At 38.7% G+C, this 25,366-nt stretch carries 18 protein-coding genes; 14 read left to right on the top strand and 4 right to left on the bottom strand.

Going from position 1 to position 25,366, the window contains the following annotated elements:
- Positions 1 to 156: 156 nt before the first annotated feature.
- Both DC083_RS06915 and serC read right to left on the bottom strand, forming a co-directional pair.
- The gene (locus tag DC083_RS06915; protein WP_157954902.1) at positions 157 to 2,349 is read right to left on the bottom strand and encodes a carboxy terminal-processing peptidase; all 2,193 of its coding nucleotides are present in this window, start codon (positions 2,347 to 2,349) and stop codon (positions 157 to 159) included.
- A 421-nt stretch (positions 2,350 to 2,770) separates the two neighbouring features.
- On the bottom strand, positions 2,771 to 3,871 hold the full coding sequence (gene serC / locus DC083_RS06920) for a 3-phosphoserine/phosphohydroxythreonine transaminase (protein ID WP_109189484.1): 1,101 nt from the start codon (positions 3,869 to 3,871) through the stop codon (positions 2,771 to 2,773).
- A gap of 401 nt (positions 3,872 to 4,272) precedes the next feature.
- On the opposite strand from serC, the gene clpP reads away from it, so the two are divergent.
- The 14 genes from clpP (at position 4,273) to sstT (ending at position 21,820) form a co-directional block, all read left to right on the top strand.
- Positions 4,273 to 4,893 (top strand): ATP-dependent Clp endopeptidase proteolytic subunit ClpP, encoded by a 621-nt coding sequence (clpP, locus tag DC083_RS06925; RefSeq protein ID WP_109189485.1) that lies wholly within the window; start codon positions 4,273 to 4,275, stop codon positions 4,891 to 4,893.
- A gap of 219 nt (positions 4,894 to 5,112) precedes the next feature.
- Positions 5,113 to 6,354, top strand: coding sequence for an ATP-dependent Clp protease ATP-binding subunit ClpX (gene clpX, locus DC083_RS06930; RefSeq protein WP_109189486.1), 1,242 nt, complete (start codon positions 5,113 to 5,115; stop codon positions 6,352 to 6,354).
- 220 nt (positions 6,355 to 6,574) lie between these two features.
- Positions 6,575 to 7,246, top strand: coding sequence for a ribonuclease T (gene rnt, locus DC083_RS06935; RefSeq protein WP_109189487.1), 672 nt, complete (start codon positions 6,575 to 6,577; stop codon positions 7,244 to 7,246).
- 374 nt (positions 7,247 to 7,620) lie between these two features.
- Positions 7,621 to 9,183 carry a glutamate--cysteine ligase gene (gshA, locus tag DC083_RS06940; RefSeq protein WP_109189488.1) on the top strand — a complete coding sequence of 521 codons (1,563 nt, stop codon included), beginning with the start codon at positions 7,621 to 7,623 and terminating at the stop codon, positions 9,181 to 9,183.
- A gap of 37 nt (positions 9,184 to 9,220) precedes the next feature.
- Complete coding sequence (locus DC083_RS06945) at positions 9,221 to 10,222, top strand: TerC family protein (RefSeq protein ID WP_109189489.1); 1,002 nt, start codon at positions 9,221 to 9,223, stop codon at positions 10,220 to 10,222.
- A gap of 71 nt (positions 10,223 to 10,293) precedes the next feature.
- Entirely contained in the window at positions 10,294 to 11,610 is a 1,317-nt protein-coding gene (locus tag DC083_RS06950; RefSeq protein WP_109189490.1) for an NCS2 family permease, read from the top strand.
- 399 nt (positions 11,611 to 12,009) lie between these two features.
- On the top strand, positions 12,010 to 14,073 hold the full coding sequence (locus tag DC083_RS06955; RefSeq protein ID WP_109189491.1) for an FUSC family protein: 2,064 nt from the start codon (positions 12,010 to 12,012) through the stop codon (positions 14,071 to 14,073).
- 208 nt (positions 14,074 to 14,281) lie between these two features.
- Positions 14,282 to 14,785 (top strand): division/cell wall cluster transcriptional repressor MraZ, encoded by a 504-nt coding sequence (gene mraZ / locus DC083_RS06960; protein WP_109189492.1) that lies wholly within the window; start codon positions 14,282 to 14,284, stop codon positions 14,783 to 14,785.
- A gap of 30 nt (positions 14,786 to 14,815) precedes the next feature.
- Entirely contained in the window at positions 14,816 to 15,670 is an 855-nt protein-coding gene (gene murI, locus DC083_RS06965) for a glutamate racemase (protein WP_109189493.1), read from the top strand.
- A 190-nt stretch (positions 15,671 to 15,860) separates the two neighbouring features.
- Positions 15,861 to 16,403 (top strand): hypothetical protein, encoded by a 543-nt coding sequence (locus DC083_RS06970; protein WP_109189494.1) that lies wholly within the window; start codon positions 15,861 to 15,863, stop codon positions 16,401 to 16,403.
- A gap of 503 nt (positions 16,404 to 16,906) precedes the next feature.
- Complete coding sequence (gene pepN / locus DC083_RS06975) at positions 16,907 to 19,468, top strand: aminopeptidase N (protein WP_109189495.1); 2,562 nt, start codon at positions 16,907 to 16,909, stop codon at positions 19,466 to 19,468.
- Positions 19,465 to 20,016 (top strand): nitroreductase family protein, encoded by a 552-nt coding sequence (locus DC083_RS06980; RefSeq protein ID WP_109189496.1) that lies wholly within the window; start codon positions 19,465 to 19,467, stop codon positions 20,014 to 20,016. The genes pepN and DC083_RS06980 overlap by 4 nt, the downstream gene beginning before the upstream one ends.
- A complete protein-coding gene (ruvX, locus tag DC083_RS06985) occupies positions 20,013 to 20,519 on the top strand; it encodes a Holliday junction resolvase RuvX (protein WP_109189497.1) in 507 nt (168 codons plus the stop codon). The genes DC083_RS06980 and ruvX overlap by 4 nt, the downstream gene beginning before the upstream one ends.
- Positions 20,520 to 20,590: 71 nt before the next feature.
- Positions 20,591 to 21,820 carry a serine/threonine transporter SstT gene (gene sstT / locus DC083_RS06990; protein ID WP_109189498.1) on the top strand — a complete coding sequence of 410 codons (1,230 nt, stop codon included), beginning with the start codon at positions 20,591 to 20,593 and terminating at the stop codon, positions 21,818 to 21,820.
- Between the two features lie 303 nt (positions 21,821 to 22,123).
- Here sstT and DC083_RS06995 read toward each other — a convergent pair whose 3' ends face one another.
- Together DC083_RS06995 and DC083_RS07000 are read right to left on the bottom strand one after the other, a co-directional pair.
- Positions 22,124 to 23,020 carry a LysR family transcriptional regulator gene (locus DC083_RS06995; protein ID WP_189364554.1) on the bottom strand — a complete coding sequence of 299 codons (897 nt, stop codon included), beginning with the start codon at positions 23,018 to 23,020 and terminating at the stop codon, positions 22,124 to 22,126.
- 578 nt (positions 23,021 to 23,598) lie between these two features.
- Complete coding sequence (locus DC083_RS07000) at positions 23,599 to 25,143, bottom strand: DEAD/DEAH box helicase (RefSeq protein WP_189364552.1); 1,545 nt, start codon at positions 25,141 to 25,143, stop codon at positions 23,599 to 23,601.
- Positions 25,144 to 25,366: the final 223 nt, after the last annotated feature.

Consider the following 25,366-nt stretch of genomic DNA (forward strand, 5'->3'; position numbering starts at 1 on the left):
TTTTGAATACGCTATTATACCACTTTCTAAAAGTGAATCTTACTGAACTTTATGCGCTGAGTAGTCACTATCTGAATATCGCTAATCTTCGGGGCAATAAAAAAGCCACTTGAGAGCAAGTGGCTTCGATATAGACCATCAGTAGTCCGTTCAATGTTACGGCATTACAATCTCTTCAGCGTCACTTTCATCGGTCATATCTAATGTTTTTTCAACATCAATGAGATCAATGTAATCCCGAAGAATCAGTAACCCCTCTTCAAGTAGAAGATCAGTTTGCGTATCTTTTAAGAGTTTTGTGTAGGTACCATCTTCATTACGGAATTGTTCTAATGTTAATGGCTCATATCCGTAAAGTACACGCATTCTATTTTGCAATTCAAGATTTTCCGCCTCTTCAGTTTTAAGTTTCTCTTTACGAGTATCAAGATTAAGGCTTAACTCATTGACTTTCCAAAGCTCAAGTGTTTTGTCTGATTGGCGTTTGTAAATTTGATGTTTCTCATCTTCTTTAAAACGTTGCTCGCTTTTTTGCTGTAACTTTGTTGCTATATCATCTGTAATAACAACGGACGGATCATAATCGGGGGCTGCATCGATCGTATCCCAAGACATAACATACATCTCTTTAGACTCACCAATCTCGGTAGGATCGTAAGTGGTAGGTAGATGTACATCAGGCTCAACCCCTTTCTCTTGCGTTGATTCTCCATTAGCTCGGTAGAATTTTGCAATAGTCACTTTCGATTGACCCGGCTTCGTAGATTTTGCCAAGATTCGACTTAAGTCAATCATCGTTTGTACAGTCCCTTTCCCAAAGCTCGTAGATCCGGCAATGATTGCGCGTCCTTGATCTTGCATACTACCTGCAAAGATCTCACTAGCAGAAGCGCTAAGACGATCAATTAAAACGACCATAGGACCGGTATAGATCAGATCTTCATTCGGGCTTGATTGGGCATCTGTATTACCATCAAATCCGCGTGTTTGTACGATAGATTTATCGCTGCCGACAAAGAGCGCCGATAGATCAATGACTTCCGTTAATGAGCCACCGCCATTACCTCGAAGATCAATTACTAAGCCATCAATGTGTTCTTTATTAACTAACTCTAAAAGTAGTTTCTTCACATCGCGGGTCGTACTCTTGAAGTCTTGAACGCCTTGTTTATTTCCTTCAAAATCGCTATAGAATGCCGGCAAGGTAATTACGCCTAATTTATATTCCGCTTCTTCTACATCTGAGGGCATTGTATAAACTTTTGATTTCGCTTCCTGCTCTTCAAGTTTAACTGTATCACGAACGATCTTAACGATCTTCTCTCCGCCCTTACCTTTATTACCGATCATTTGTAAGCGAACGACGGTTCCTTTTTCACCTCGAACCATCTCCACTACTTTATCAAGACGCATCCCAACGATATCGACAAATTCACCATCTTCGCCCTGTGCAACACCGATAATCTCATCACCGATCTGTACCTGACCGGTTAAATCTGCAGGCCCGCCCGGGACAATTTCAACAATGGAAACAGAATCATCATTTTGACGTAATACCGTACCGATCCCTTGCAGTGAAAGGCTCATACTGATATTAAATTGCTCCATCTGTTTCGCTGAATAGTAACCTGAATGCGGGTCAAAACTGAGCGATACAACATTCATTACGAGGCTAAATAATTCACCCTCTTCCATATCGTGAATGCGTTTTTGGCGTGTATTGTACCGTTTTTGTAACTTCGCTTTCGCTTCATCAAGCGTCAATTTCTCATCTGTGACCATCAGATTAATCAACTCATTCTGCAGACGATCTTTCCAAAGTGCACGCATCTCTTTTTTCGTTTTAGGAAAATCTGCATCTTTACGCTGAATCACGATAGAACGATCAACATTAAAGTCGTAATCTTCTTTTAAGAGCTCTTCGACTAGATCATACTGCTCATCCATTCTCTGAATTAGAAGATCATACATCTGATATGGCACTTCTAAGCGCGATTGACGTACAAAGTCATCAAATTGATATTTGTAGCGTTCAAAATTATCAATATCTGATTGTAGGAAGAAAGTTTTTTGAGGATCTAACGCTTTAAGATAGAGCGTATAAATGCGCTCAGAGAGTTGATCATCAATAGGTAAACGATCATAATGATATTGCGCTAGAATTGCAGAATGCGCGGCATTAATCAGTTGTTCATTATAAGTCGGTGCTGAGATGACTGTTTTAAGAGGTTCTTTTTTGATCTCACTCGCAACAAGATGATTGCCAATAAGCAGAGAAGACGCTAGGAAGAGTGCCGAAGCCGCTTTCCAAAACTCTTTTTTTATTAATTTTTTCTGATTAAACATCATTTTTTGTCCATTCATTGGGGGCGTTTGATTAGTTAAAATAAAAAAACTGAACCCATTATTGATTGATCTTTTACACAATTCATAATCATTTTAAGCGACTAACTATCTGATTAGACAGACTAGACAGATTATAACAGTAGTACTACTGTCGCAGTGCTGTTATTGCAGTACTCTTATTGTATTACTACTAATGTAACCTACTTTTATTACATCTTAATTACGAATTCTTAAGATTTGATTAAATCTGTTCATTTTTGATTCTATATTAAATCGACAGAGTCAGTTGAATCACCTTTTAGTCATCAGACCATAATGGTGATTCAAACAGAAATATCAAGTCATTATATTTTATCGGAATAGGTTATTGGGATAGGTTACCGAGACAGGCTGTTGTAATCTTTTACCTATCTTATGGAAATCATTAACCATAATGCCGAGCTTCAAAGTCTTTCATAAAATTGGTCAATGCAATCACACCTTCAATTGGCATTGCATTGTAGATACTCGCACGCATACCGCCGACACTTCGATGACCTTTGAGATTGATCAAGTGATGTTGCTCTGCCTCTTTTAAGAAGAGCGCATCAAGTGTTGGATCAGCTAAGGTAAAAGGAATTGTCATATTTGAGCGAGCATCAACGTGTACTGGATTGCGATAGAGACGGCTATTATCAATAGTGTCATAGAGCATAAATGATTTTTTATGGTTGAGTTTTTCCATCTCTTCAAGTCCACCTTTCTCTTTTAACTCTTTGAGCACTAAACTCATCAGATAGATTGCAAAAGTTGGGGGAGTATTGAGCATAGAATCATTTTCAGCTTGCAACGTATAATTGAGCGCATCAGGTACATAAGGCGAGGCTTTACCTAATAGATCTTCTCGAACAATGACTAAAGTCAGTCCTGCAGGACCAATGTTTTTCTGAGCGCCAGCGTAGATCACTCCGTATTGATTAACATCAATGCGTTTTGACAAAATATTAGAGCTCATATCTGCAACGACAGGAATCGGGCAATTTTTAATATCGTAATGAAATTCAACGCCGTTAATTGTCTCATTAGAACAGAGGTGTAAGTAGGCGCTATCAGGATTCACATTGATCTCATTTTGGTGTGGTACATCCACATAACCATCTGCTTTGCCGCTATATAATGTATTTACGCCGGCATAGCGAGCACCCTCAAGCATCGCTTTTTTAGACCAAATTCCTGTTTCTAAGTAATCTACCGTCGTTTTACCATCGCCAATTTGTGTACCTAAGAGATTCAATGGTACTAAACCAAATTGCGCAAGGCCGCCACCTTGTAAGAAGAGAACTTTATAATTCGCAGGAATATCGAGTAGCTCTCGAAGATCAGATTCACACTCTTTTGCAAGTGCTACAAATGCTTTACCCCGGTGGGAAACCTCCATTACCGAAGCCCCCTCTTTATGCCAATCTAGCAACTCCTCTTGTGCTCTTTTTAACACGTTATAAGGCATTGTCGCCGGTCCTGCACAAAAATTGAAAGTCTCTCTCACAACTTTATCCTTTACTCAAAAATAGATTGAAATAACTAAAAATGACAAGTCTGACTATCTTACTACGATGACTGATAGATTTCATTATTTCCTCATTTTATCTCTCAAAATATTGTTGAGAGCTAGGGTAAACCCGTCTTCATCTACCTGACTTCAATTCCAAGCAAAATTGAATCATTGTTACAGTCATATTCAGAATGCGTATTTAGAATAGTATTCCGAATGGTTATTCCGAAATGCAATTCGAATGGCATTTGAATTGCTTTTTAATTGTATTTAAACTGCTCAAAATAACTCGACTTCTCTATTTGTTGAATTAATTCATTCTGAAAATGGTTATTTCTGCTAAAATGATGCGTTTGAAATGAATCATTACTGGTATATCAAAGGAATCATCAATTATGTCTTCTATTTTTAATACTGAGATGTTTAATGCCGAATCACGTCTAGTACCAATGGTTGTTGAGCAGACCGGTCGTGGTGAGCGTTCATACGATATTTACTCTCGCTTACTCAAAGAACGTATTATCTTTATGGTAGGACAAGTAGAAGATCATATGGCGAATTTGATTGTTGCCCAGCTACTCTTTTTAGAAGCGGAAGATCCTAATAAAGATATACACCTCTATATTAATTCTCCAGGTGGGTCAGTGACTGCCGGGATGTCAATCTACGACACAATGCAATTTATCAAACCCGATGTTTCAACAATGTGCTTAGGTCAAGCGTGTAGTATGGGGGCATTTTTATTAGCAGCAGGTGCGGAAGGTAAACGTTTTGCCCTACCCAATGCGCGTGTAATGATCCATCAACCTTTAGGTGGCTATCAAGGCCAAGCCTCAGATATTGAGATCCATACCAAAGAGATGCTCAAAATTAAGAAACAATTAAATACACTGCTCGCACACCACACAGGTAAAACATTGAAGCAGATCGAAAAAGATACCGATCGTGATAACTTTATGGGTGCTGAGGAAGCGGCGAAGTATGGCTTAATCGACAAGGTTGTCACTAAGCGCTAAATGCTAAATGCTAAATGCTAAATGCTAATAATTGCATCTAATCTAAAATAATGTGCAATAAACACGAACAAAAGAATATTTGAAATATTCAAATCCACAAGTTAAAAAATTACAAGAAATGTGCTGATTGATATTGCCTCAGTTATGTAATGTTTTTTCCGCATTACCTATTCGCAATCAATGATAATAGTATCAATCAACGCAAGTTTCGGGAGCAATATGAGTAATACAACTGATAAGACAAATAGTGGCGTAAAATGCTCTTTCTGCGGTAAGGATCAAGAAGAGGTTGAACGCCTTATTTCGGGTGACGGCGTATATATCTGTAAAGATTGTATCGAGCTGTGTAATGATCTCGTTACTAAAGATCTGAAAGAAGAGATTGCAGCAGAAGCCGCAACACTGCCTACACCTAAAGAGATCTATGAAGATCTCGATCAATATGTTATTGGTCAATCACAAGCAAAGCGTACCCTGAGTGTTGCTGTTTACAATCACTATAAACGCCTAGAAAATGAGCGTTTAAATGATAATAAAGAGATCGAATTGAGTAAGAGTAATATTCTACTGATCGGTCCTACGGGTTCTGGTAAAACACTACTTGCCGAAACATTAGCGCGTAGCCTAAATGTGCCTTTTGCTATTGCCGATGCCACCACTTTAACAGAAGCAGGTTACGTAGGTGAAGATGTAGAAAATATCGTGCTTCGTCTACTTCAAAACTGCGATTTTGATGTTGAAGCGGCAGAATCAGGGATTATCTATGTGGATGAAATTGATAAGATTTCTCGTCGTAGTGAAAATCCATCGATTACTCGTGATGTTTCTGGTGAGGGTGTACAGCAAGCACTTCTTAAAATCATCGAAGGAACAACCGCTTCAATCTCCCCAACAGGAGGACGAAAACATCCTAATGCCGAATTGATAGATGTCAATACCCGCAATATTCTCTTTATTTGTGGCGGTGCATTCTCTGGCTTAGAGAAAATTGTGCAACAACGTCAATCGAAAGGCGGTATCGGTTTTGGTGCTGAAGTCAAAGGGGACGATGAGAAGAAAGACCTCTCAACCCTATTTGCAGAAGTAGAAGCGGAAGACTTAACAAAATATGGCTTAATTCCTGAATTTATTGGGCGCTTGCCGGTTATTACAACCTTAGCAGAACTCGATGAAGCAGCACTAGTCAATATCCTTACCGAGCCGAAAAATGCGATCGTGAAACAATTCTCCTATCTTTTTGAAATGGAGGGTGTTGAACTGAAATTTACAGATGAGGCGCTCAAAGCCATTGCCCAACAAGCACTTAAACGTAAAACCGGTGCGAGAGGATTGCGGAGTATTATTGAACATCTCCTATTAGATACGATGTTCGATCTTCCCTCTTTAGATAACGTCAAAGAAGTGATTGTTCACGAAAACTGTGTAACAGAAAAAGTTGCACCTGAATTGGTTTATCACTAAATTGTAACGATATCGATCGACCCAAGCGGTCGTTCTTTCTTCTTATAAAAAAGGGGGTTAGATGAATATTCAACTCGATGAACATCAGATTCGATGAATATCCAATCCCCTTTTCAAGACAGCAGATAGATACCCCTTCATTGAATACTCTATATAGCTGTTTCGCAGATTACTTATTCAATACTATCACTCAAAAAGGCGAGATAAATCTCTCATAATTATGGCTGATCATTTACAATCCCCTCCCCCTATCTCTATGCGTTTTCGTGGTTTCCTTCCTGTTGTTGTCGATGTAGAAACTGGCGGTGTCAATCCGAGAACAGATGCGCTTCTTGAAATTGCCGCAGTGATCGTTGATATGAATGATCAAGGTATTCTAACACCGGTAAAATCAGCTGTTGCCCATATTGAGCCTGAGAAAGGATTACTGCTGAATCCTGAATCGATGAAGATCAATGGCATTAAACTCGATAATCCTTTTCGTTTTGCAGTTTCTGAAAAAGAGGGGTTAAAAAAGATCTTTCAATTAGTGCGGGAAACACTGAAAGAGAAAGGTTGCACAAGAGCGATTTTAGTTGGGCATAATGCACATTTTGATCTAGCATTTCTCAATGCGGCGATTGAACGTACCGGCATTAAAAACTCCCCTTTTCACCCATTTTCAGTAATCGATACGGTGAGTCTGGCAGGATTGGCTTATGGGCAAACGGTATTAGCAAGAGCGATCGCCGCAGCCGGTATTGATTGGGATCATAGTCAAGCTCATTCAGCACTTTATGATACCGAGAAAACAGCAGAACTCTTCTGTAATATTGTGAATATATGGCAAGAAAAAGTCGGCTTTAATTTAGCTCTTTTTCAACCTCAGAATGATAATCTAGATGAGCGTTAATCTGCATCAATATGATTGATATCCTATATTTCACTCTAGGATAAGATATTGGATATTGAACATTATAAGCTTATTGGGAATTCTCAATAAGTCACGATTATGAATTCATTACTAAGTTGTTACTGTAGTCAATTTGGTTTAAGAAAAATGGTTTTTCAACAGCTATTGTGAGGTTTTAAAAGAAGATAAAACCTGAACTCACCAACACTTGCAAGATGCCGGATAGAATAGCTTCCTTGCCCCGATCAGCTGATGCGCCGGCATTTGAATAAGGTTACTTTGAACCGATATTGCTATAATTATAAGTGCTATTGATAACGATTATTAATCACCGTTATTATTGAATATGATAGATCACCATTAAAGGATATATTATGAGCTCTCTACATCAACGTTTACAAACTCGTTTAAGCGAACAATTAGATCTTCTTCAGGAAGATAAGACCTTATTACAAGAGGTCAATATTGGACTTGAACGGGAAACTTTACGTGTAGATGCAAAAAATGGACGCATTAGTGAAAAATCTCACCCTAAAGCACTAGGCTCAGCGCTGACCAATAGTCATATTACCACTGACTTTGCTGAACCTCTCTTAGAGTTTGTGACCAATCCTAGTTCAAAACCTGAAGCTGCCTTAGCTGAACTTTGTGAGATTCAACGTTTTACCCTATCGCAACTTGATAACGAGCTCTTTTGGCCCAATTCAATGCCACCCATTATTGACTCAGAAGATGAGATTACCATTGCGCATTACGGAAGTTCTAACGATGCAAAGATGAAATCGCTCTATCGCAAAGGATTGAGTCTACGCTACGGCAAGATGATGCAGGTGATCTCCGGCATTCACTATAATTTCTCGTTTAAAGATACAGTATTTGAAGCGTGGAAAGAGGCGGCACAATTTAATGGCTCGCTTCAAGACTTTAAAACAGCGCGTTATCTGCACGCTTGTCGTAATGTCTCCCGTTATGGTTACATTATTCCATTCTTCCTAGGCGCTTCTCCGGTAATGGATAAGAGCTTTTTAGCCGATAAAGAGAATACTTTTGAATCGCTTAATGAAACCGATAGTTATCTATCTAAAGGGGAATCATTACGTCTTTCTGATATCGGTTATGGTAATAATAAGTGCCATTTCGATGTCTCTTTTAATAGTATTGATACTTTTGTCGAAAATATTCACTACGCTATCACAACCCCTTGTAATATTTTCTCGCAAATCCCGGTCATTGAGAATGGCGAATATAATCAGATCAATAATCATATTCTTCAAATTGAGAATGAATATTATGCGAGTATCCGCCCTAAACAGATTGTTAAAAAAGGGGAAAACTTCCTGACAGCGCTCAAAAATCGGGGTATTGAGTATATTGAACTTCGCTCTATTGATATTAATCCATTAATCGCCGAGGGGATTGATCTTGAATCAATGCGCTTTATTCAGCTCTTTTTAACCGCTGCACTGTTGACAGATGCACCGGAACTCTCACAAAAAGAGTATGAACATAATCAGAAAAATCTTAAACAAGTGGCGAAACAAGGATTGTCGTTAACCGATGTAATCGTCATCGAATATGAAAGTATGTCCCTTCAAACTGCTTTAGAGGCCACTTTAGATTGGCTCTCTCCCATTGCAATACTACTTGGCTCGGAGTATCAAAAAGCACTTGAAAGTATGCGCGCTAAATTGCACAATCCGACATTACTCCCCTCACAAATCGTTTTAAATAGATTGCAAGAGAGCGGTGAACGTTATCAGGATTTCTTTTTAAATCAAGCACAAGCATTATATCAATCGAATGAATCTTCATTAGATCCAAAGACAACGGAAAAATATCAGCAGATCGCTCAAGAATCTTTAGAGAAACTTGCCCAATTAGAAGCGGAGCCTCAAATATCTTTTGCTGAACATCTAGCGAATTACTTTAAATTTTGATACTTTACCTTTTTAATAGCTCAAGGAATAGCGCGCTGTGACACATCATGTCTCTATTGGTTCTCCTCTACTCTACACAATATTTGGAGTAGTTGTTACGATCATGATTTTGATAGATATGTTTGCCCTTAAAACAAGTGGCGATCATAAAGTTAGTATCAAGGAAGCCCTGATCTGGACGATTATCTGGATTACGGTAGCGCTTCTCTTTGATTTGGGGCTTTGGTGGTATTTAGCCAATATTTTACCGGCAGATGCGATACCTGAAGCAGTCGGATCACAGAGTGATTTTGCACTCAGTAAAGCCCTTGAGTTCTTAACAGGTTATGTGGTTGAGAAATCGCTCTCGATCGATAATATCTTTATCTTCCTATTAATCTTTGGTTACTTTAAAGTTCCAAATATCTATCAGCGGCGGGTTCTTGTCTATGGTGTATTAGGCGCCGTTTTCCTCCGCATAGTGATGGTATTAATCGGTAGCTACCTAATCTCTAAATTTGAATGGATTCTCTATCTATTTGGTGCATTTCTACTCTTTACCGGGATTAAAATGTGTTTTGGACACGATGAAGAAGCCGATTTAAGTCAGAATAAAATTATTAAGGTTACAAAACGTCTCTTTAGAACAACCGATCAATATCATCATGAGCACTTTTTCGTAGTGGAACAAGGTGTTCGTTATGCAACGCCACTCTTCCTCGTACTCGTGATGATTACGATTTCAGATGTTATTTTTGCGGTAGATTCAGTGCCGGCGGTCTTTTCTGTCACCACTGATCCCTTTATTGTGATGACATCGAATGTTTTTGCAATTTTAGGATTGCGTGCAATGTACTTCTTATTAGCAGATATGGCTGAGCGCTTCCACCTATTACAATATGGTTTAGCGATTATTCTCATCTTTATCGGTATTAAGATGTTGGTGCTCTATTTCGATTATCACCTGCCTATTGCACTCTCTTTAAGTGTTATTTTAGTGACACTGATCGGCTCAATTGTACTATCACTGCTCATTCCCCCTAAAGGTAAAAGCCAGTAATACACCTTAATTTATTAATAAGTCTCGAATACCACGAGGCTTTTTTTATTATTCTTGTCAAAGGACAGACCATGTTAGAGAAACTCTTTAAACTCAAGGCTCACGGAACCACTTTCCGTACAGAAATATTTGCTGGGCTTACCACCTTTTTAACGATGTCATATATCATTTTCGTCAATCCTAAAATCCTCAGCGCAAGTGGTATGGATATGGATGCGATCTTTATGGCAACCTGTTTAGCTGCAGCGATTGGTACCGTTGTCATGGCATTAGTTGCAAACTATCCTGTCGGTCTTGCACCTGGAATGGGCTTAAACGCATTCTTTGCTTTCACGATTACCGCACCGATCGCAACAGGCGGATTTGGTTATACTTGGCAAGAAGCACTTGGCGCGGTATTTGTCTCCGGGGTGATCTTCTTTATTCTAACCGCAACAGGTCTTCGTTCTTGGATCATTAAAGGAATTCCTCGCTCATTACGAGCTTCTATCGGTGCAGGTATTGGACTTTTCCTTGCTTTTATTGGCCTATCAAATCCTGAAGTTGGTATTATCAAAGCGAATTCTGCAACTATTGTCAGCCTCGGTGATCTCTCAACACCTGGCGCACTTTATGCAATCTTAGGATTCTTCCTCATCGTTGTTCTCGATAACTTTAAAGTGAAAGGCGCGATCTTAATCAGTATTTTAATTGTCTCTGTTTTAAGTGCTCTCACCGGTCACAACCAATTTGTCGGCGTTATCTCAACGCCACCGTCATTGGCGCCCACATTCTTTGAACTGAGCTTTGCAAAAGTATTGAGTGGCAGCTTCGTTCAGATCTTAATTGCTCTTGTACTTGTTGAGCTCTTCGATGCAACCGGTGTATTAATGAGTGTTGCTAAGCGTAGTGGTCTACTCAATGAAAATGTTCCTGATTCTGAAAAACGCTTTAATCGTGCACTTTTTGCCGATAGTACGGCAATTTTATCCGGAAGTCTTTTAGGAACAAGTTCAGTAACAGCGTACGTTGAGAGTACTTCCGGCGTTCAAGCAGGGGGCCGCACAGGTTTAACAGCGATCACTATTGCGCTCTGTTTCGTACTTGCAATCTTCTTCTCACCACTAGCCGCTTCTATTCCTGCTTATGCGACAGCACCGGCGCTTGTCTATATTGCAGGCTTAATGCTTCGTGAATTAACAGAAGTTGATTGGGATTCGCCAACAGACTCTATTCCTGCGGCACTTTTAGTATTAGGGATTCCTTTTACCTATTCAATCGCCGAGGGCTTTGCTTTTGGTTTCATTAGCTTTGTGGCATTAAAATTAGGAACCGGAAAATATCGTGATATTCACCCTGCGACCTATATTATTGCTCTCCTCTTTTTGTTAAAATTTGCTTTCTTTTAATTGAATACTTGAATCATTAAAAGAGCAGATACAATGGATGATAGATTGACGTTTTTAATCTTTAGTTTGTAATTCTAATAGGTAATATAAAACGTCTCTATCATCGAAAAATCTTGGTGTTATAAAATTTTGGAGCTTCATTGCACATCATTTTTATAACACCTTCTTTATGTCTACAGACTTTTCTTAACCGATAGATCACAGATTGTCAGGAATACTTTTTATATTATTAACAATATGCGCTAAACTACAGAGTTCATATTGATAATATGGACGTAACATATTTATAAAGTTACAAAAATGGCAAAATAGTCAAAGCGATCTAATAGCACAGCTATTGCAGAACCTATAAAAGTACAGATTTATAAAACTATTATTCAACTAGGGATTAATTTCGTTATGCAGCACTTCATCACAGCGACTCATCGTTTCTTCTTTAGCAGCGATTTTGCTATGGGTGTCAAAATGGCGCTAGGCATTTTTATTCCTGTGATTTTTCTCTATTTCTTCGATATTCCCTTACCGATCTTGATGATCGCCGGCTATGGTAGCTTGACGATGTCGATTGCCGATCAGATGGGAACTTTGAAGCATAAACGTAATGAGATGCTTGTCACCTTTATTGCAATTGTTGTCATTACCCTTGCCTTTATCTTCCAACCCGAGGGATTACATCTCCTTAAAATTACCTCCCTTGCCGGCGTCTCTTTTATTGTCGCTTTTATCTATGCATTTCGGGTAAAATTTATTGCGCTAGGATTTATTGTGAGTTTTACGGCGCTCTTAGCGGCTTCTAATCACGCAGCACCACCGGTTGTCTATATCGCCTATTTCTGTTTCGGGGCGCTCTTCTACTTTGCTTTTAGTATGATTATTAGTAAAGTGTTTGAAGTCTATATTATTCGCCAGCACTTGTCCGGCATCTATTTTCAGCTCTCTCGCTATCTGCAAGCACTCTCAAAGTGCTATCGGCAAAATGTGGATATTGAGAAAGAATTTAAAAACTTTATTAATTCACAAACTGAGTTGTTAGAAGAATTACAAGTAATGCGAGATGTTCTATTTCGCTTAGATTACGAGAAAGATCATCGGCTCAATCAGATGGTCAATGAATTACTGCTACTGATCGAAACACGGGAAATTGCCACCATTCCATTGCAAGATTTTGTGGTGATTCGAGAAAAATATCCCAATAGTGATCTTCAGATCTTCTTCCGGGATAGCTTTGCAAAAGCAGGCCGTAACCTTGAAGAGATGGGAATGTACTCTCTTCGTGCCGGCGATATGCTCAAGCGTCTTGGTTTTAAAGCAGAACTGAGAGCCTTAGAGTATGAATTAGAGTTACTTCGCCGGAAAGAGTTAACCGGTGATGATCTCGATGCTTATCAAATCGTAGCGAACCATTTCCGTAAAGTCTGGTCGCTCTCTCGAAATCTTGAGCGTATTCGCACATTCCTTGTGGATGATGAGGAATTTGATACCGTTATTCCTCGGCATAAATTGAAGAAGTTTCTGTCTCACTCATATTGGTCTAATGACTATATTATTCAAAATCTAACGCTTCGCTCGCCGGTGCTTCGATTTGCCATTCGTTCATCGCTCGCAATGTTCTTTGCCCTACTCTTAGTGAGTCTGACAAACTTCTTATCACACGGCTTCTGGATTGCCTTTACCCTGTTAAGCTTAATGCGCCCCGGATTTAGTCTCACAAAAGAACGTAGTCGAAATCGAATTATTGGGACGATTATTGGCTGTCTTATTGGCGGGATTTTAATCTCTATTGAGCTCTCCACGATGACGCTCTTAAGCATTCTCTTTATCTCAGTCATTCTCAACAATGGTTTAATTCGGATTCATAATCCATTAAGTGTCACTTTTACCACCGTTTATGTCTTGATCCTTCTCAATATCAGTAAAGATCTGACAATGATGCAAGGCGTGAGTTTATCTATTGAGCGGATTATTGATACGCTTATTGGGGCGGCGATTGCCTTAGGTTTTAGCCACATTTTACCGAGTTGGGAAAAGATCAATCTCCCTAAATTACTCTCTACCGCTAGAGAGAGTCTATACAATGTGATGATTGAAATTGAGAAATGGAAGATTCTTAAAATCAATGAAGATGATGCAGATCTCAAGCTAGCCTTGCGAACAGCGCAAGCCTCTATTGTTGCGCTTTCGAACTCACTTGAGCGAATGAAAGATGAGCCTGCGAAAAAGCGGGAACACGATATTACAGCGATTAATGATGAACTAATTGAGATGCAATCTATTCTCTCCCAACTCTCCTATCTGACTGGATTATTAGAGCGAACGGATACGACACAATTGAAAGAATTTAAAGAGATTTTTCAACTTCTTAAAAGACGGATGGACCCAGAGTTATACAAGCGTTTACCGGATATCCCGAAATTTACTATGCGAGAATTTAAGCCGCTCATTTGGTTGGTTGAACCGAAATAAATCAATAAGATGGCAGAAAATATTCGCTATTGAATCATAACTTATCGTATTATAGTCAGTAATTATGACTATTGATGCGTATTTTATCTATCCTGCTCTATTTTTAGAATAGATTAGTATAAAAATGGAGCGGATAACATATTGATGTAGCAATGGATGACAGCACTTACGTATGGATATTAATTAAATGGACTAAGCAGATAAAACAATGGCAAATTATCAATTTCTTGGGGAGTATGAGGTCAAGGTCGATACGAAAAATCGTATTGCGTTGCCTGCTGCCCTGAGAAAACAGCTCGATGGTATCGATCAATTTGTTATTAGTCGCGCTTTAGATCACTGTCTTAATTTCTATCCTATTGATGCTTGGCGAGATGTGGAAGCTGAACTCAATAAACTCAATCCTTTTATCAAAAAAGAGCGTGATTTTGCCCGCTTTGTTCGTGGAGGAGCGACGGAAGTATCACTCGATGGTCAAGGCCGTATTCTCTTACCTAAACGTCTTATGAATTATGCCGAGATTAGTGGGGAAATGATTATTCTTGGAAATGGTACCCTCTTTGAGATGTGGGATTTAGCGATCTATGAAGAGTCGCTCTCTATTGATCCTGAAGATTTCTCTGCACTTGCTGAAGAGGTTATGTATAGTGAACCTGAAAAAGAGAGTGCGCCAGTGGATCCCGCAATCGTTGTGCCAATGGTGCGTCGTTAGCGTTGATGATGAAAGAGAGCGAACAGAATAATGCAACAAAATCTTCCCTGTAATCTTAAAATTGGTCTTATTGATTCTGGTGTTGGCGGTTTTTCGATCTTAAATAGTTTTCTACATCGCTCATTACCGGGGAATAGTCATTATTATTACATTGCAGATTCGGGGCATCTCCCTTATGGGCTGAAATCTGACCGCTATATCTACCAACGAATGTTAGCTTTAACGCAATATCTTCTTACCCTCAAAATCGATGTTCTTGTCATTGCCTGCAATACAGCGACAGCGGTCAGTGTGGATCTTCTAAGAACTCGCTATCCAGAATTACCTATCATCGGCGTTGAGCCAGCGATAAAACCTGCAGCAGAGATGACGAAGACGATGCATATCGCCGTAGCTGCTACGGAATCAACATTGAAAAGTCAACGTTTATCTAACTTAGTAAACCGCTATGCTAGCCATTGCACATTACATCCTATTACCGGAACAAAATGGGTTGATCTAGTAGAGTCTGGGGAATATTTAGATTCATCGGTTGTTGATAAAATTCTCGCAAAAAGTTTAGAAGTGGTATGGGATTATCCAGTAGATCAACTCATTTTAGGTTGTACTCATTTCCCATTTTTGACAGAAGCCATTATTCGTCATATTCCGGAACGGGTATCTCTCATTAATCCCGCTCGTTCTATCGTGGCACAATGTGATCAACGTCTCTCTGAAATTGGTAAATTAGCATCATTAGATTCAAATAATCAAACAGAGGGAATTGAGCCACAAGTGCATCTGACTTTAATGACGACCGGGAATATGGACAATTTCAAACAGCAAGTGAGCACTTTAGTATCTCCCCATTATCATCAGTTGCGCTTGCAAAGAATAGATTGTTAACGAAAATAGTGATTTGTGGTAATATCAATCATTCGTTATTTACTCAATATTAAGTTTGATATCTAATTCAATATCTAATTCAATACCTAGCAGAAAATGGCTTGTTATAGAATGATTTTGCTATAAATCAGGATCGGTCTGTTAATTGTATTATTACACTACACATTGTAGAAATCAGGAATATTATAGTATGAAAAAAATATTGCCCATTACCATTACAGCATTGAGTGCAATGTTCATTTTGGCTTCTTGTGGTGAATCAGTGAAAACTGTTTCTCCTACAGAGGGTTATTTTACGATTGAGTTAAATACAGATTACCAAGATGTGACCGGTATGAAAGATTTCGTAATTGCCGAGAGATTGCCAGGTACGGATCCTAATAATCTTATTTTACTACAAGCCAGAAAAGGCAATATTGCCGATGATCTACTCTACTCTGTCAGACTACAACTTCCTGAAGGAATTGTCGTCACTAAAGATGAGTATGAAGATGTGATGAATGAACAGATGGAAAATATTCCCGAAATTAAAAGCTTTAAGGCATTGCCGGTCAAAAATGACGCGAGTGAAGTCGCTTATGCTGCCGAAACAACGACGCTTGATGGCAGACCTTACTATGAGTATTGTCTAATCTCTCTTGAAGATGCGATTACCTCTGTCTGTTTGGGCACTAGTCGCGATCCTAAAGCAGCAGAAAAAGCCATTAATAGTGTGCAATTTGCTCATCAATAATGTTTTATTATTGATTCAAACGTAGATCGGAAAATAATAGCTTCACACAGTCATTCAATATTTGAATATTATAGAAAGAGATAGAAGATCGAAAGGTCGAAGATGAAAAGAGCGTTTTGAATGCTCTTTTTCGCTATTTCATATATGCTATTTCATATATCTATAGTAAGATCGGTTCAATATAAGCAATATTTAAATGCCGGCGCATCAACTGATCGAAGCGAGGAAACTATTCTATCCGGCATCTTGCAAGTGTTGTTTAGTACGGTTTTATGTTTTCTTAAACCAAATTTACTATATAAACATCTTCTAATAAAGCGCTTATAAAGTTCTTATAAAACTTTTGCATCATAACTATCTTATCATTGTGATCGACTTGCTAATCATTCTTAAATAGTTAAGATAATAAAATAATAAAAGTATTTTAAATAATTAATGAGATTATTTTTTGGATATCGCTATAATTGTCAGAACTTATAATTTAGGGAAGCTCAAGGAAACCTATGCCTTTTACTTATACTAATGATCGTCAAATTTATCGTTTAGATTATACTGCCCCCAATTTCACTATTGAACAGCTCGCGCTTGAGATTGATTTAGATCCCATTTCTACCAAAGTGACTACACAATTTGTAATCGATGCGATAGATCAAAGTGTAGATGAGTATGAGGTTCGCTTACACGGCTCTACAGAACTATTATTAGCCACCATTACTATTGATGGAAAACAGCTCGATTCATCTGAGTTTATCTTTGATGAGAATGATCTATTAATTATTTTTACTCAAGGTCAACATACGGTTGAGATTGTGAATACCATTAATCCGAGCACTAACACAGAATTAAGTGGGATTTATATCTCGAATGGAATGTTCTGTAGTGATTGTGAACCGCAAGGCTTTCGCAATATCACCTACTTCCCAGATCGCCCCGATGTGATGACTCGGTATCGCGTGACGCTTCGAGCCGATCAAGCCTATCCTGTTCTGCTCTCTAATGGCAACTTAATTGAAGAGGGACTTTTAGAGAACAACCGTCATTATGCTATTTGGGAAGATCCTTTCCCGAAACCAACGTATCTATTTGCCATTGTAGCCGGTAATTTAGCCTATATCGAAGATCAACATATCCGCCCAAATGGATCGCCGGTACGACTTCGCGTCTACGCTGACCAGAAGGATATTGATCGTTGTGATTTCGCGATGAAATCTCTTAAAAAAGCGATGCAATGGGATGAAGAACGATTTGGTCTTATCTGTGATCTTGATTTCTACAATATTGTAGCAGTAGATGACTTTAATGGCGGTGCAATGGAAAATAAGGGATTAAATCTCTTTAATACTAGCTGCATTTTAGCTTCTCCTGAAACCGCGAATGATGGCGATTTTACCTTTGTTGAAGCAGTGGTAGGTCATGAATATTTTCATAATTGGACCGGCAATCGCATCACTTTACGGGATTGGTTTAATCTCTCCTTAAAAGAGAGCCTTACAGTATTCCGGGAACAAGAATTTATTGGCGCTGAAGAGCATCCAGGCGTTCGTAGAGTACAAGATGTTAACTATCTTCGCACACATCAATTCCCGGATGACCAAGGACCGCTCTCCCACGCCGTTCGCCCAGATACTTTAGGGTCTATTGAAAATATCTATACGACGACAACCTATGAAAAGGGGGCGGAAATTATCCGTCTTTATCAGACAATTCTAGGAAAAGCGGGATTTGATCGAGGCTTTGCACGCTATATTAAAGAATTTGATGGACAAGCCGTCACTGTTGATGATTTTTATCAAGCGATGAAAGCGGAAAATCCCCGTCTTTTTGATCACTTTATGCTGTGGTATAGTCAACGGGGGACGCCGATCGTCAAGGCATCAACAGAATATCATCCTGATAAACGAGAATTACGTCTCTCACTGAAACAATACCTATTTGACCCTGTAACAAAAGAATCAAAACAACCGATGCCCATTCCGGTGAGTTATGCCCTCTTTTCACAAACAGGTGAATTGCTACTTGAAGAGACATTTACACTCACAACGCATCAACAATGCTTAGTCTTTCACAATATTGATGCAGAACCTATTATCTCGCTTTTACGAGGTTTCTCCGCGCCAGTAATGCTCGATTATGATTACTCATTTAGAGAATTACAAACGCTCATTGCATACGAAACAGATTATTTTTCCAAATGGGAAGCCTTACAAAATCTCATCTTGAAAGTCATCTTTGCCCGGGATATGACGCTAGATCAGATGTCGGAAATTATCGGCAATGCCGTTGAGCCTCTTTTTGATTATGCTTATGAAGATCCCGCATTTTGTGCTCAAATGCTCACAATCCCAGATGAAGGATACTATTTAGGATTGATGGAAGTCGAAGATATCTTCTATTTGCGCAATATTCGCCAAACAATCGTGCGTTATGTGGCAACTCGATTCCAAGATCGTTGGTTAAAACTTTACCAAGATTTCCAAAAAGATGATGCAGAATCACGAGCAATCAAAAATATTGCCCTGAAATTTATTACCTCTTTAGAAGAGTATCAATATCTTCTACCAGAACAATATTATCAATCTAGCAATATGACTGATATTGGCTCAGCCCTGAAGTGTGCTGTATGGCAGAATATTCCTGAAAAACAAGCAATGTTAGATGATTTTTATGAGCGTTATCAACATTATTCAACGCTGATCGATCGTTGGTTTAGCGTACAAGAGAGTGATCCTAATTTAACCCTTGAGATGCTTGATAAAATCGTAGAGCACCCTGCTTTTACCCGCAATAATCCTAATCGTGTAAGAGCAATTGTAGGAGCAGTTGGTAAAAATCGCTATGCTTTAGCGAAAGTAGGCGCACCTCTCTATCAATGGATTGCGAATGAAATTTTAGAAATCGATCGGATTAACTCTATTACGGCTGCAAAACTCGTGACACCCTTTACAAAAGTTGCTAGATTACAGGAACCATTACAGAGTGAAGTCATCGAGATTATTCATACAATGCTCAAAGCACCGAATATCTCCAATAACCTATTTGATCAGTTAAAAAGGATAGTACAATGACCATTTCATTGACTGATATTATTAAAGATCGCCGTACGATTCATCATTTTGAATCAACGCCGGTACCTCAAGCGATTGTGCAAGAAGCCCTTTCACTTGCGATCTATGCACCTAATCATCACCATACTCATCCCTGCCATTTCTATTGGTTTGGCGAAGAGACAAAACAAGCATTTTTGCACTATGCAAAGAAGGCCTTTTCTAATCGTGACCCTGAAAGTGCTCAAAAGAAACTCGCTAAATGGCAGACCATTCCAGGTTGGATTTTAGTGACTCGTAAATTGAGTGATGACGCAAAAACAGCGCATGAAGATTATGCCACATTGAGTATTTCGCTCTATATTATGATGCAATACCTAACATCCCATGGCATTGGCACAAAATGGTCTACGGGTTCTCTTCTCTTTGAAGAGGAAGTCTACCGTATTGGTAATATTGATCCTAAGAAAGAAGTCATTGAGGGCATGTTCTGGTACGGATATCCTGAAAAAGCTCCTCATCCATTCCCCAAACCAGAATATTCCCAATTTGTGACTGATCTTCCATGAGTGATTTACATAAATTAGAACATCATCTAAAGATAGAATCTGATTCCAAATCCCAGGAGCCCTATATTGGTAATTTAAAACCCAATCAAACAATTGAGAGGATACTCGGTTTTGATTATGGTACTAAAAATCTTGGAATTGCTGTAGGTAATACAACAACAAATACGGCTCAGCCTGTCGAAATTTTACCCGTGAAAAATAATCAACCTCAATGGGTAATGATTGAACAATTAATCACAGATTGGCAGCCTGACATCTTTGTCGTCGGAATACCTTATACGCAAGATGGGACAGAAACCGAACACCTTAAAATCATTCGCAAATTTATTCAGAGATTGCATGGCCGCTTTGGTTTACCAGTGTTTGTCGTTGATGAATCGAATAGTTCTCTTGAAAGCTTACAATATGTGAAACCCTCAAAGAAAAGAGAGAAAGGCCAATTAGATGCCATTGCAGCAGCAATCATTATTGAGCGTTGGCTAAATAAAACTATTTACAGTTGATATAAAATTGCTATTCTTAAGCTCTGACGTTTAAAAATATCTTTACATATCAATATAGGATTGCTTTATCTATGAAGCCAGTATTTCATTTTATTAATCGTTTTAGCCTCGTCCAACAAATTATCGTCGGTCTTATTCTCGGCGTAATTGTTGGCTTTTTCTTTCCGCTTCATGTTGTGCAATCAATTGGCATTGTCGGAGAATTTTTTATTGGTGCATTAAAAGCCATTGCACCCCTTTTAATCTTTGTGCTTATTATTGCGGCAATCTCTAACTATCAAAAACAAGAGAGTGGCGGTGCTATGCAAAAAGTTGTGCTTCTCTATGTATTGGGCACTTTCTTAGCAGCGCTGGTAGCAGTAACAGTGAGTTTCCTCTTCCCTATTGTGGTGCCTCTTGAAGTGACTTCTATGGAAGCTCGAGGACCTGCCGATATTACCGAAGTGCTTCGGACCCTCTTTATGAATATGGTCGATAATCCTGTGAATGCGCTGGTCAGTGCAAACTATATTGGTCTTATCTCTTGGGGAATGCTCTTTGGCTTTGCTCTTCGTTCAACGAATCAATCAACTCGCAACCTTTTCCAAGATTTAGCGCAATTAGTAACGAGTGTCATTAAAAAAGTGATCCTCATTGCACCTTTAGGCGTATTTGGTCTTGTGGCTGTAACAATCGCCGAAACTGGATTTGAGGGGATTAAATCTTATATTCAATTAGTATTAGTGCTTCTATTGGCAATGGGATTAGTGGCGTTTGTAGTGAATCCATTATTAGTCTACCTCTTAATGCGCAAAAATCCTTACCCATTAGTGTTTAGATGCATCAAAGAGAGTGGCATGACTGCATTCTTTACTCGCAGCTCGGCAGCCAATATTCCTGTCAATATTGAACTTAGTCGTAAACTTGGTGTTCGAGAAGAGACTTACTCTGTCTCTATCCCCCTCGGCGCAACGATCAATATGGCCGGTGCGGCAGTGACTATTACAATCTTTACCCTTGCAGCGGTGCATACTTTAGGCATCGAAGTGGACTTTTTATCGGCCCTACTCTTAAGTATCTTTGCTACAGTGGGTGCTTGCGGTGCTTCAGGCGTTGCTGGTGGGTCACTGCTATTAATTCCGCTTGCTTGTGCATTGTTCCAAATTGATAACAGTATCGCAATGCAACTTGTGGTCATCGGTTATGTCGTTGGTGTGATCCAAGATTCTACCGAAACTGCACTGAACTCTTCAACAGATGTGCTCTTTACCGCCGCGGCTGATTTTGCTGCTACTGGTGAAGAACCCAATTTAAAGGATTAATCTAGAGATATACAGACAGAAACATACATATAGGTATATGACTCATTATTCATTAGATTACCTATGTTATCTGCCTAATTTAAAATGCCCGGTTTATAGTACCGGGCATTTTGTTGTAAATATAGTAATTTAGTGTAGGAAAAATGGTTTTTAAACAGTTATTGTGGGGGTTCAAAAGAAGATAATACCGTATTAAACAATACTTGCAAGATGCCGGATAGAACGGCTTCCTGACTTTTTACAACTGATGTGCCGGCATTTGAATAAACTTATTTTGAACTGACATTACTATCATCGGGGATTTTATAAATCTTGCTCTGTCGCTGATTTAATCAACCAATCATAAAAAAGTTTTAACTTTTGATTTTCTAACTTATTGGGAAGATAGAGCAAATTGAGAGGCTGCTGTGCAATAGGATATTGATCAAGGATCTGTGTCAAACGTCCATCTTGCATATAAGGTTCTGCTAAGTAACGAGCTAATACCGCAATCCCTTTACCTGCAACAGTATAGGCCAAACAAGTATCAACATCATTTACTGCAATATCATGTTTCATATGGACTTGCTTCAATTCTCCTTGATCAAGGAAAGGCCAAGGGAATGTTCTTCCGGTAGAACTTGAGAAATAATTAACTGCTTTATGAAAATCTAAATCAGCTAAACTTTGTGGTCGTCCATAAGATTCTAGGTAGCTTGGTGCAGCACAACAGACAAAATTAATCTCCGCTAAAGGCTGAACAATAATACTTTGGTCATTGATAGATCCTAATTGAATGGCAAAATCAATGGCTGACTCTTCAAAATTGATATTAGATTCATTGGTTCCTAATAAAACTTCAATACTTGGATAATGTTGTTGGAATGAGAGAATATGAGGCAATAGGAAATATTTGGCAATAGCGGAAGAGGCTTCAATTCGAATTCGACCTGCAGGACCTTTAAATGGCATTTTTAACTGCTCTTCCATTAGCTCCATTCGTTCTAAAATATCTACAACGTGATGATAATAGAGCTCCCCTTCTGTCGTCAAAGTCACTTTTCGGGTTGTCCGATTAAAGAGCTTTACTTGTAGTTGCTCTTCTAGCTGTGTAATAGCTTGACTCACAGCGGGTCTTGTAATCTCTAATTCTTCAGAGGCACGACTAAAACTTTTATGTTCAGCTACTGAGCGAAAAATTTTCATTAATCGTAGAGTCATATTATTATTCTCCTTAAATATCATAAATTTTTGTCTTACCCTATTATAACAACATTTAATAGAATTAAGAGGATATATAAAATATTTTTAGTTTAAAGAAATAATCGCTTTGGTAAATAGATAAAAAACAGTTATTAAGCTTATAAATAAACTTCCAATAAAAATTTAAAATTAACAATTATATTATTCATTAATATGATTGTTACTAACTCTAAATACTAAACACTATATTAGTGTTACATAATTTTATATAGTTTGCATATAACTTATATATAGATTTTATATAATAAAACAAAATGCTACTAAATTCGTTTATATAAAATATAATAACATTATAAAAAATTATAATCTCAGCGAAACTTCAAATCACGATCGAATATGCCGGTACAAAATTGATTGTAAAACCGCTGGCCTATCGTCGAATTATGACCATTTCCCTCATTAAAAAATACCTTAAAACAAAAAATCTCAACTACACTATGGTCAGTTGAGATCTCTATTTTAACCTAAAACTCTGATTTTTATAACAGTTTATTTAACTGTTTATTAACAATATTCACTATTTCGTAAATCGAATATTAACGGTATGATCTACGTGATGGGCGTTTCTCACCTACATTACTAGGCGCAGCACTCCGCTCACTACGATTTCTTGATGGGCGAGCATTACCTTGTGAGGCTCCCCCTTCTCTGCGTTCATTACGGTTTTCACGACGACCCTCTGAAGATTGTGAGCGACCACCTGTACGAGCCGCATAGCCTTCAGCATTACGGCTACGACGATCAGAAGAACCGCCTTCGCGACGACCTTCAGAACGACGAGCGCCTTGTCTTGCGCCGCCGCCATTGCCACGACCTCGACCATTACCACCACGTCCACGACCTTTAGGGGCACTACGAACAGGTTCTTTCTTAGGCTCAAGACCATCGATAATGCTTGGTTTGATCTCTAATTGAATGAAATCTTCAACGGCATCTAATAAACGCTTATCTTTGAAGTGAACAAATGTCACTGCAATACCTTCACGACCCGCGCGACCTGTACGACCAATACGATGCACATAATCTTCTGCTTGACGAGGAACACCAAAGTTAAATACGTGGGTAATTGTTTCAACATCAATTCCACGAGCAGCGACATCTGTTGCTACTAAGATTTTAGTTTTACCTTTACGAAGATTATCTAAACAACGATTACGAACACGTTGTTGCATCCCACCGTGAAGATAATCAACCGATAGACCTAAATCACGAAGCTCTTCAGCAATCTCTTCTGTATCGATTTGTGTTGGCACAAATACCACAGTTTGATCGATATCGGCATTCTCAAGCCAATGGAACAACATTTTCTTCTGATGTTCACGACCATCAGCCCAATGTAAAATCTGAGTGATATTCTTATTAATGGTATCTTTAGGCGAAATTTCGATACGAAGTGGATGACGCATCATGCCTTCTGCTAACTTCATCACTTTTGGGGGGAAAGTTGCTGAGAACATTAATGTTTGCAAGTTATTCACACAACTTCTATGAAGAATTTCAAGATCTTCAGAGAATCCCATATCGAGCATACGATCCGCTTCATCGGCAATAAAGTAATGCACTTTATCAAAGCTGATCTCTTTTTGTTTGTAGAGATCAATTAAGCGTCCTGGTGTTGCAACTAATAGTGTGACATTTTGTAATTCACGAATTTGACGGCCATATGGCATACCGCCGACAACCGTTGCTACACGAAAATCACGATGAGAACCTTTAAGATGAATCGCTTCTTGCGCAACTTGTTGTGCTAACTCACGGGTTGGGCACATAATAATCGCTTGTGGTTCAGGCATTTGATAACGTTGATTACGGCCACCACGGCGACCTTTTCTACCCTCTTCATTACCCTTATTATTGCCATTTGCACTCTCAAGTGCTTTTTCAGCCATAATTTGATGAAGAATCGGTAATAAGAATGCAGCCGTTTTACCACTGCCTGTTTGACTTGAAACCATTACATCCTGGCAGCCCATAGCTACTGGAATAACTTGGTTTTGCACTTCTGTTGGGGTGTCATAACCCATTTTTTCAACAGCAGCTAATAAAATTGGGTTTAAATTTAAATCAGAAAATTGAGACATAAACATATAGATCCCACGATATAGCGTGGAATTTCCTTTTAATTAATGTAAGGGAATGCGCTTGAACATTCAGCCAAAAAATACATCGACCGAATCTCAAATAAGTGTCAAGTACACTTATGTCATAATCTCAAATTATGAACCAACAGGGCGATGGGAATGCGATATCATACGCTCTTTTTGATAAAAGGCAACCATTTTTTACTATTCGACTACTTATTTA

Source organism: Ignatzschineria ureiclastica, from assembly GCF_003121845.1.
GTDB lineage: Bacteria > Pseudomonadota > Gammaproteobacteria > Cardiobacteriales > Wohlfahrtiimonadaceae > Ignatzschineria > Ignatzschineria ureiclastica.

Excerpts from the sequence above, each read along its gene's own strand:
- DC083_RS06915 (WP_157954902.1), bottom strand. The coding sequence starts at position 2,349 with ATGATGTTTAATCAGAAAAAATTAATAAAAAAAGAGTTTTGGAAAGCG.
- clpP (WP_109189485.1), top strand. The coding sequence starts at position 4,273 with ATGTCTTCTATTTTTAATACTGAGATGTTTAATGCCGAATCACGTCTA.
- clpX (WP_109189486.1), top strand. The coding sequence starts at position 5,113 with ATGAGTAATACAACTGATAAGACAAATAGTGGCGTAAAATGCTCTTTC.
- rnt (WP_109189487.1), top strand. The coding sequence starts at position 6,575 with ATGGCTGATCATTTACAATCCCCTCCCCCTATCTCTATGCGTTTTCGT.
- gshA (WP_109189488.1), top strand. The coding sequence starts at position 7,621 with ATGAGCTCTCTACATCAACGTTTACAAACTCGTTTAAGCGAACAATTA.
- DC083_RS06950 (WP_109189490.1), top strand. The coding sequence starts at position 10,294 with ATGTTAGAGAAACTCTTTAAACTCAAGGCTCACGGAACCACTTTCCGT.
- DC083_RS06955 (WP_109189491.1), top strand. The coding sequence starts at position 12,010 with ATGCAGCACTTCATCACAGCGACTCATCGTTTCTTCTTTAGCAGCGAT.
- mraZ (WP_109189492.1), top strand. The coding sequence starts at position 14,282 with ATGGCAAATTATCAATTTCTTGGGGAGTATGAGGTCAAGGTCGATACG.
- murI (WP_109189493.1), top strand. The coding sequence starts at position 14,816 with ATGCAACAAAATCTTCCCTGTAATCTTAAAATTGGTCTTATTGATTCT.
- DC083_RS06970 (WP_109189494.1), top strand. The coding sequence starts at position 15,861 with ATGAAAAAAATATTGCCCATTACCATTACAGCATTGAGTGCAATGTTC.
- pepN (WP_109189495.1), top strand. The coding sequence starts at position 16,907 with ATGCCTTTTACTTATACTAATGATCGTCAAATTTATCGTTTAGATTAT.
- DC083_RS06980 (WP_109189496.1), top strand. The coding sequence starts at position 19,465 with ATGACCATTTCATTGACTGATATTATTAAAGATCGCCGTACGATTCAT.
- ruvX (WP_109189497.1), top strand. The coding sequence starts at position 20,013 with ATGAGTGATTTACATAAATTAGAACATCATCTAAAGATAGAATCTGAT.
- sstT (WP_109189498.1), top strand. The coding sequence starts at position 20,591 with ATGAAGCCAGTATTTCATTTTATTAATCGTTTTAGCCTCGTCCAACAA.
- DC083_RS06995 (WP_189364554.1), bottom strand. The coding sequence starts at position 23,020 with ATGACTCTACGATTAATGAAAATTTTTCGCTCAGTAGCTGAACATAAA.
- DC083_RS07000 (WP_189364552.1), bottom strand. The coding sequence starts at position 25,143 with ATGTCTCAATTTTCTGATTTAAATTTAAACCCAATTTTATTAGCTGCT.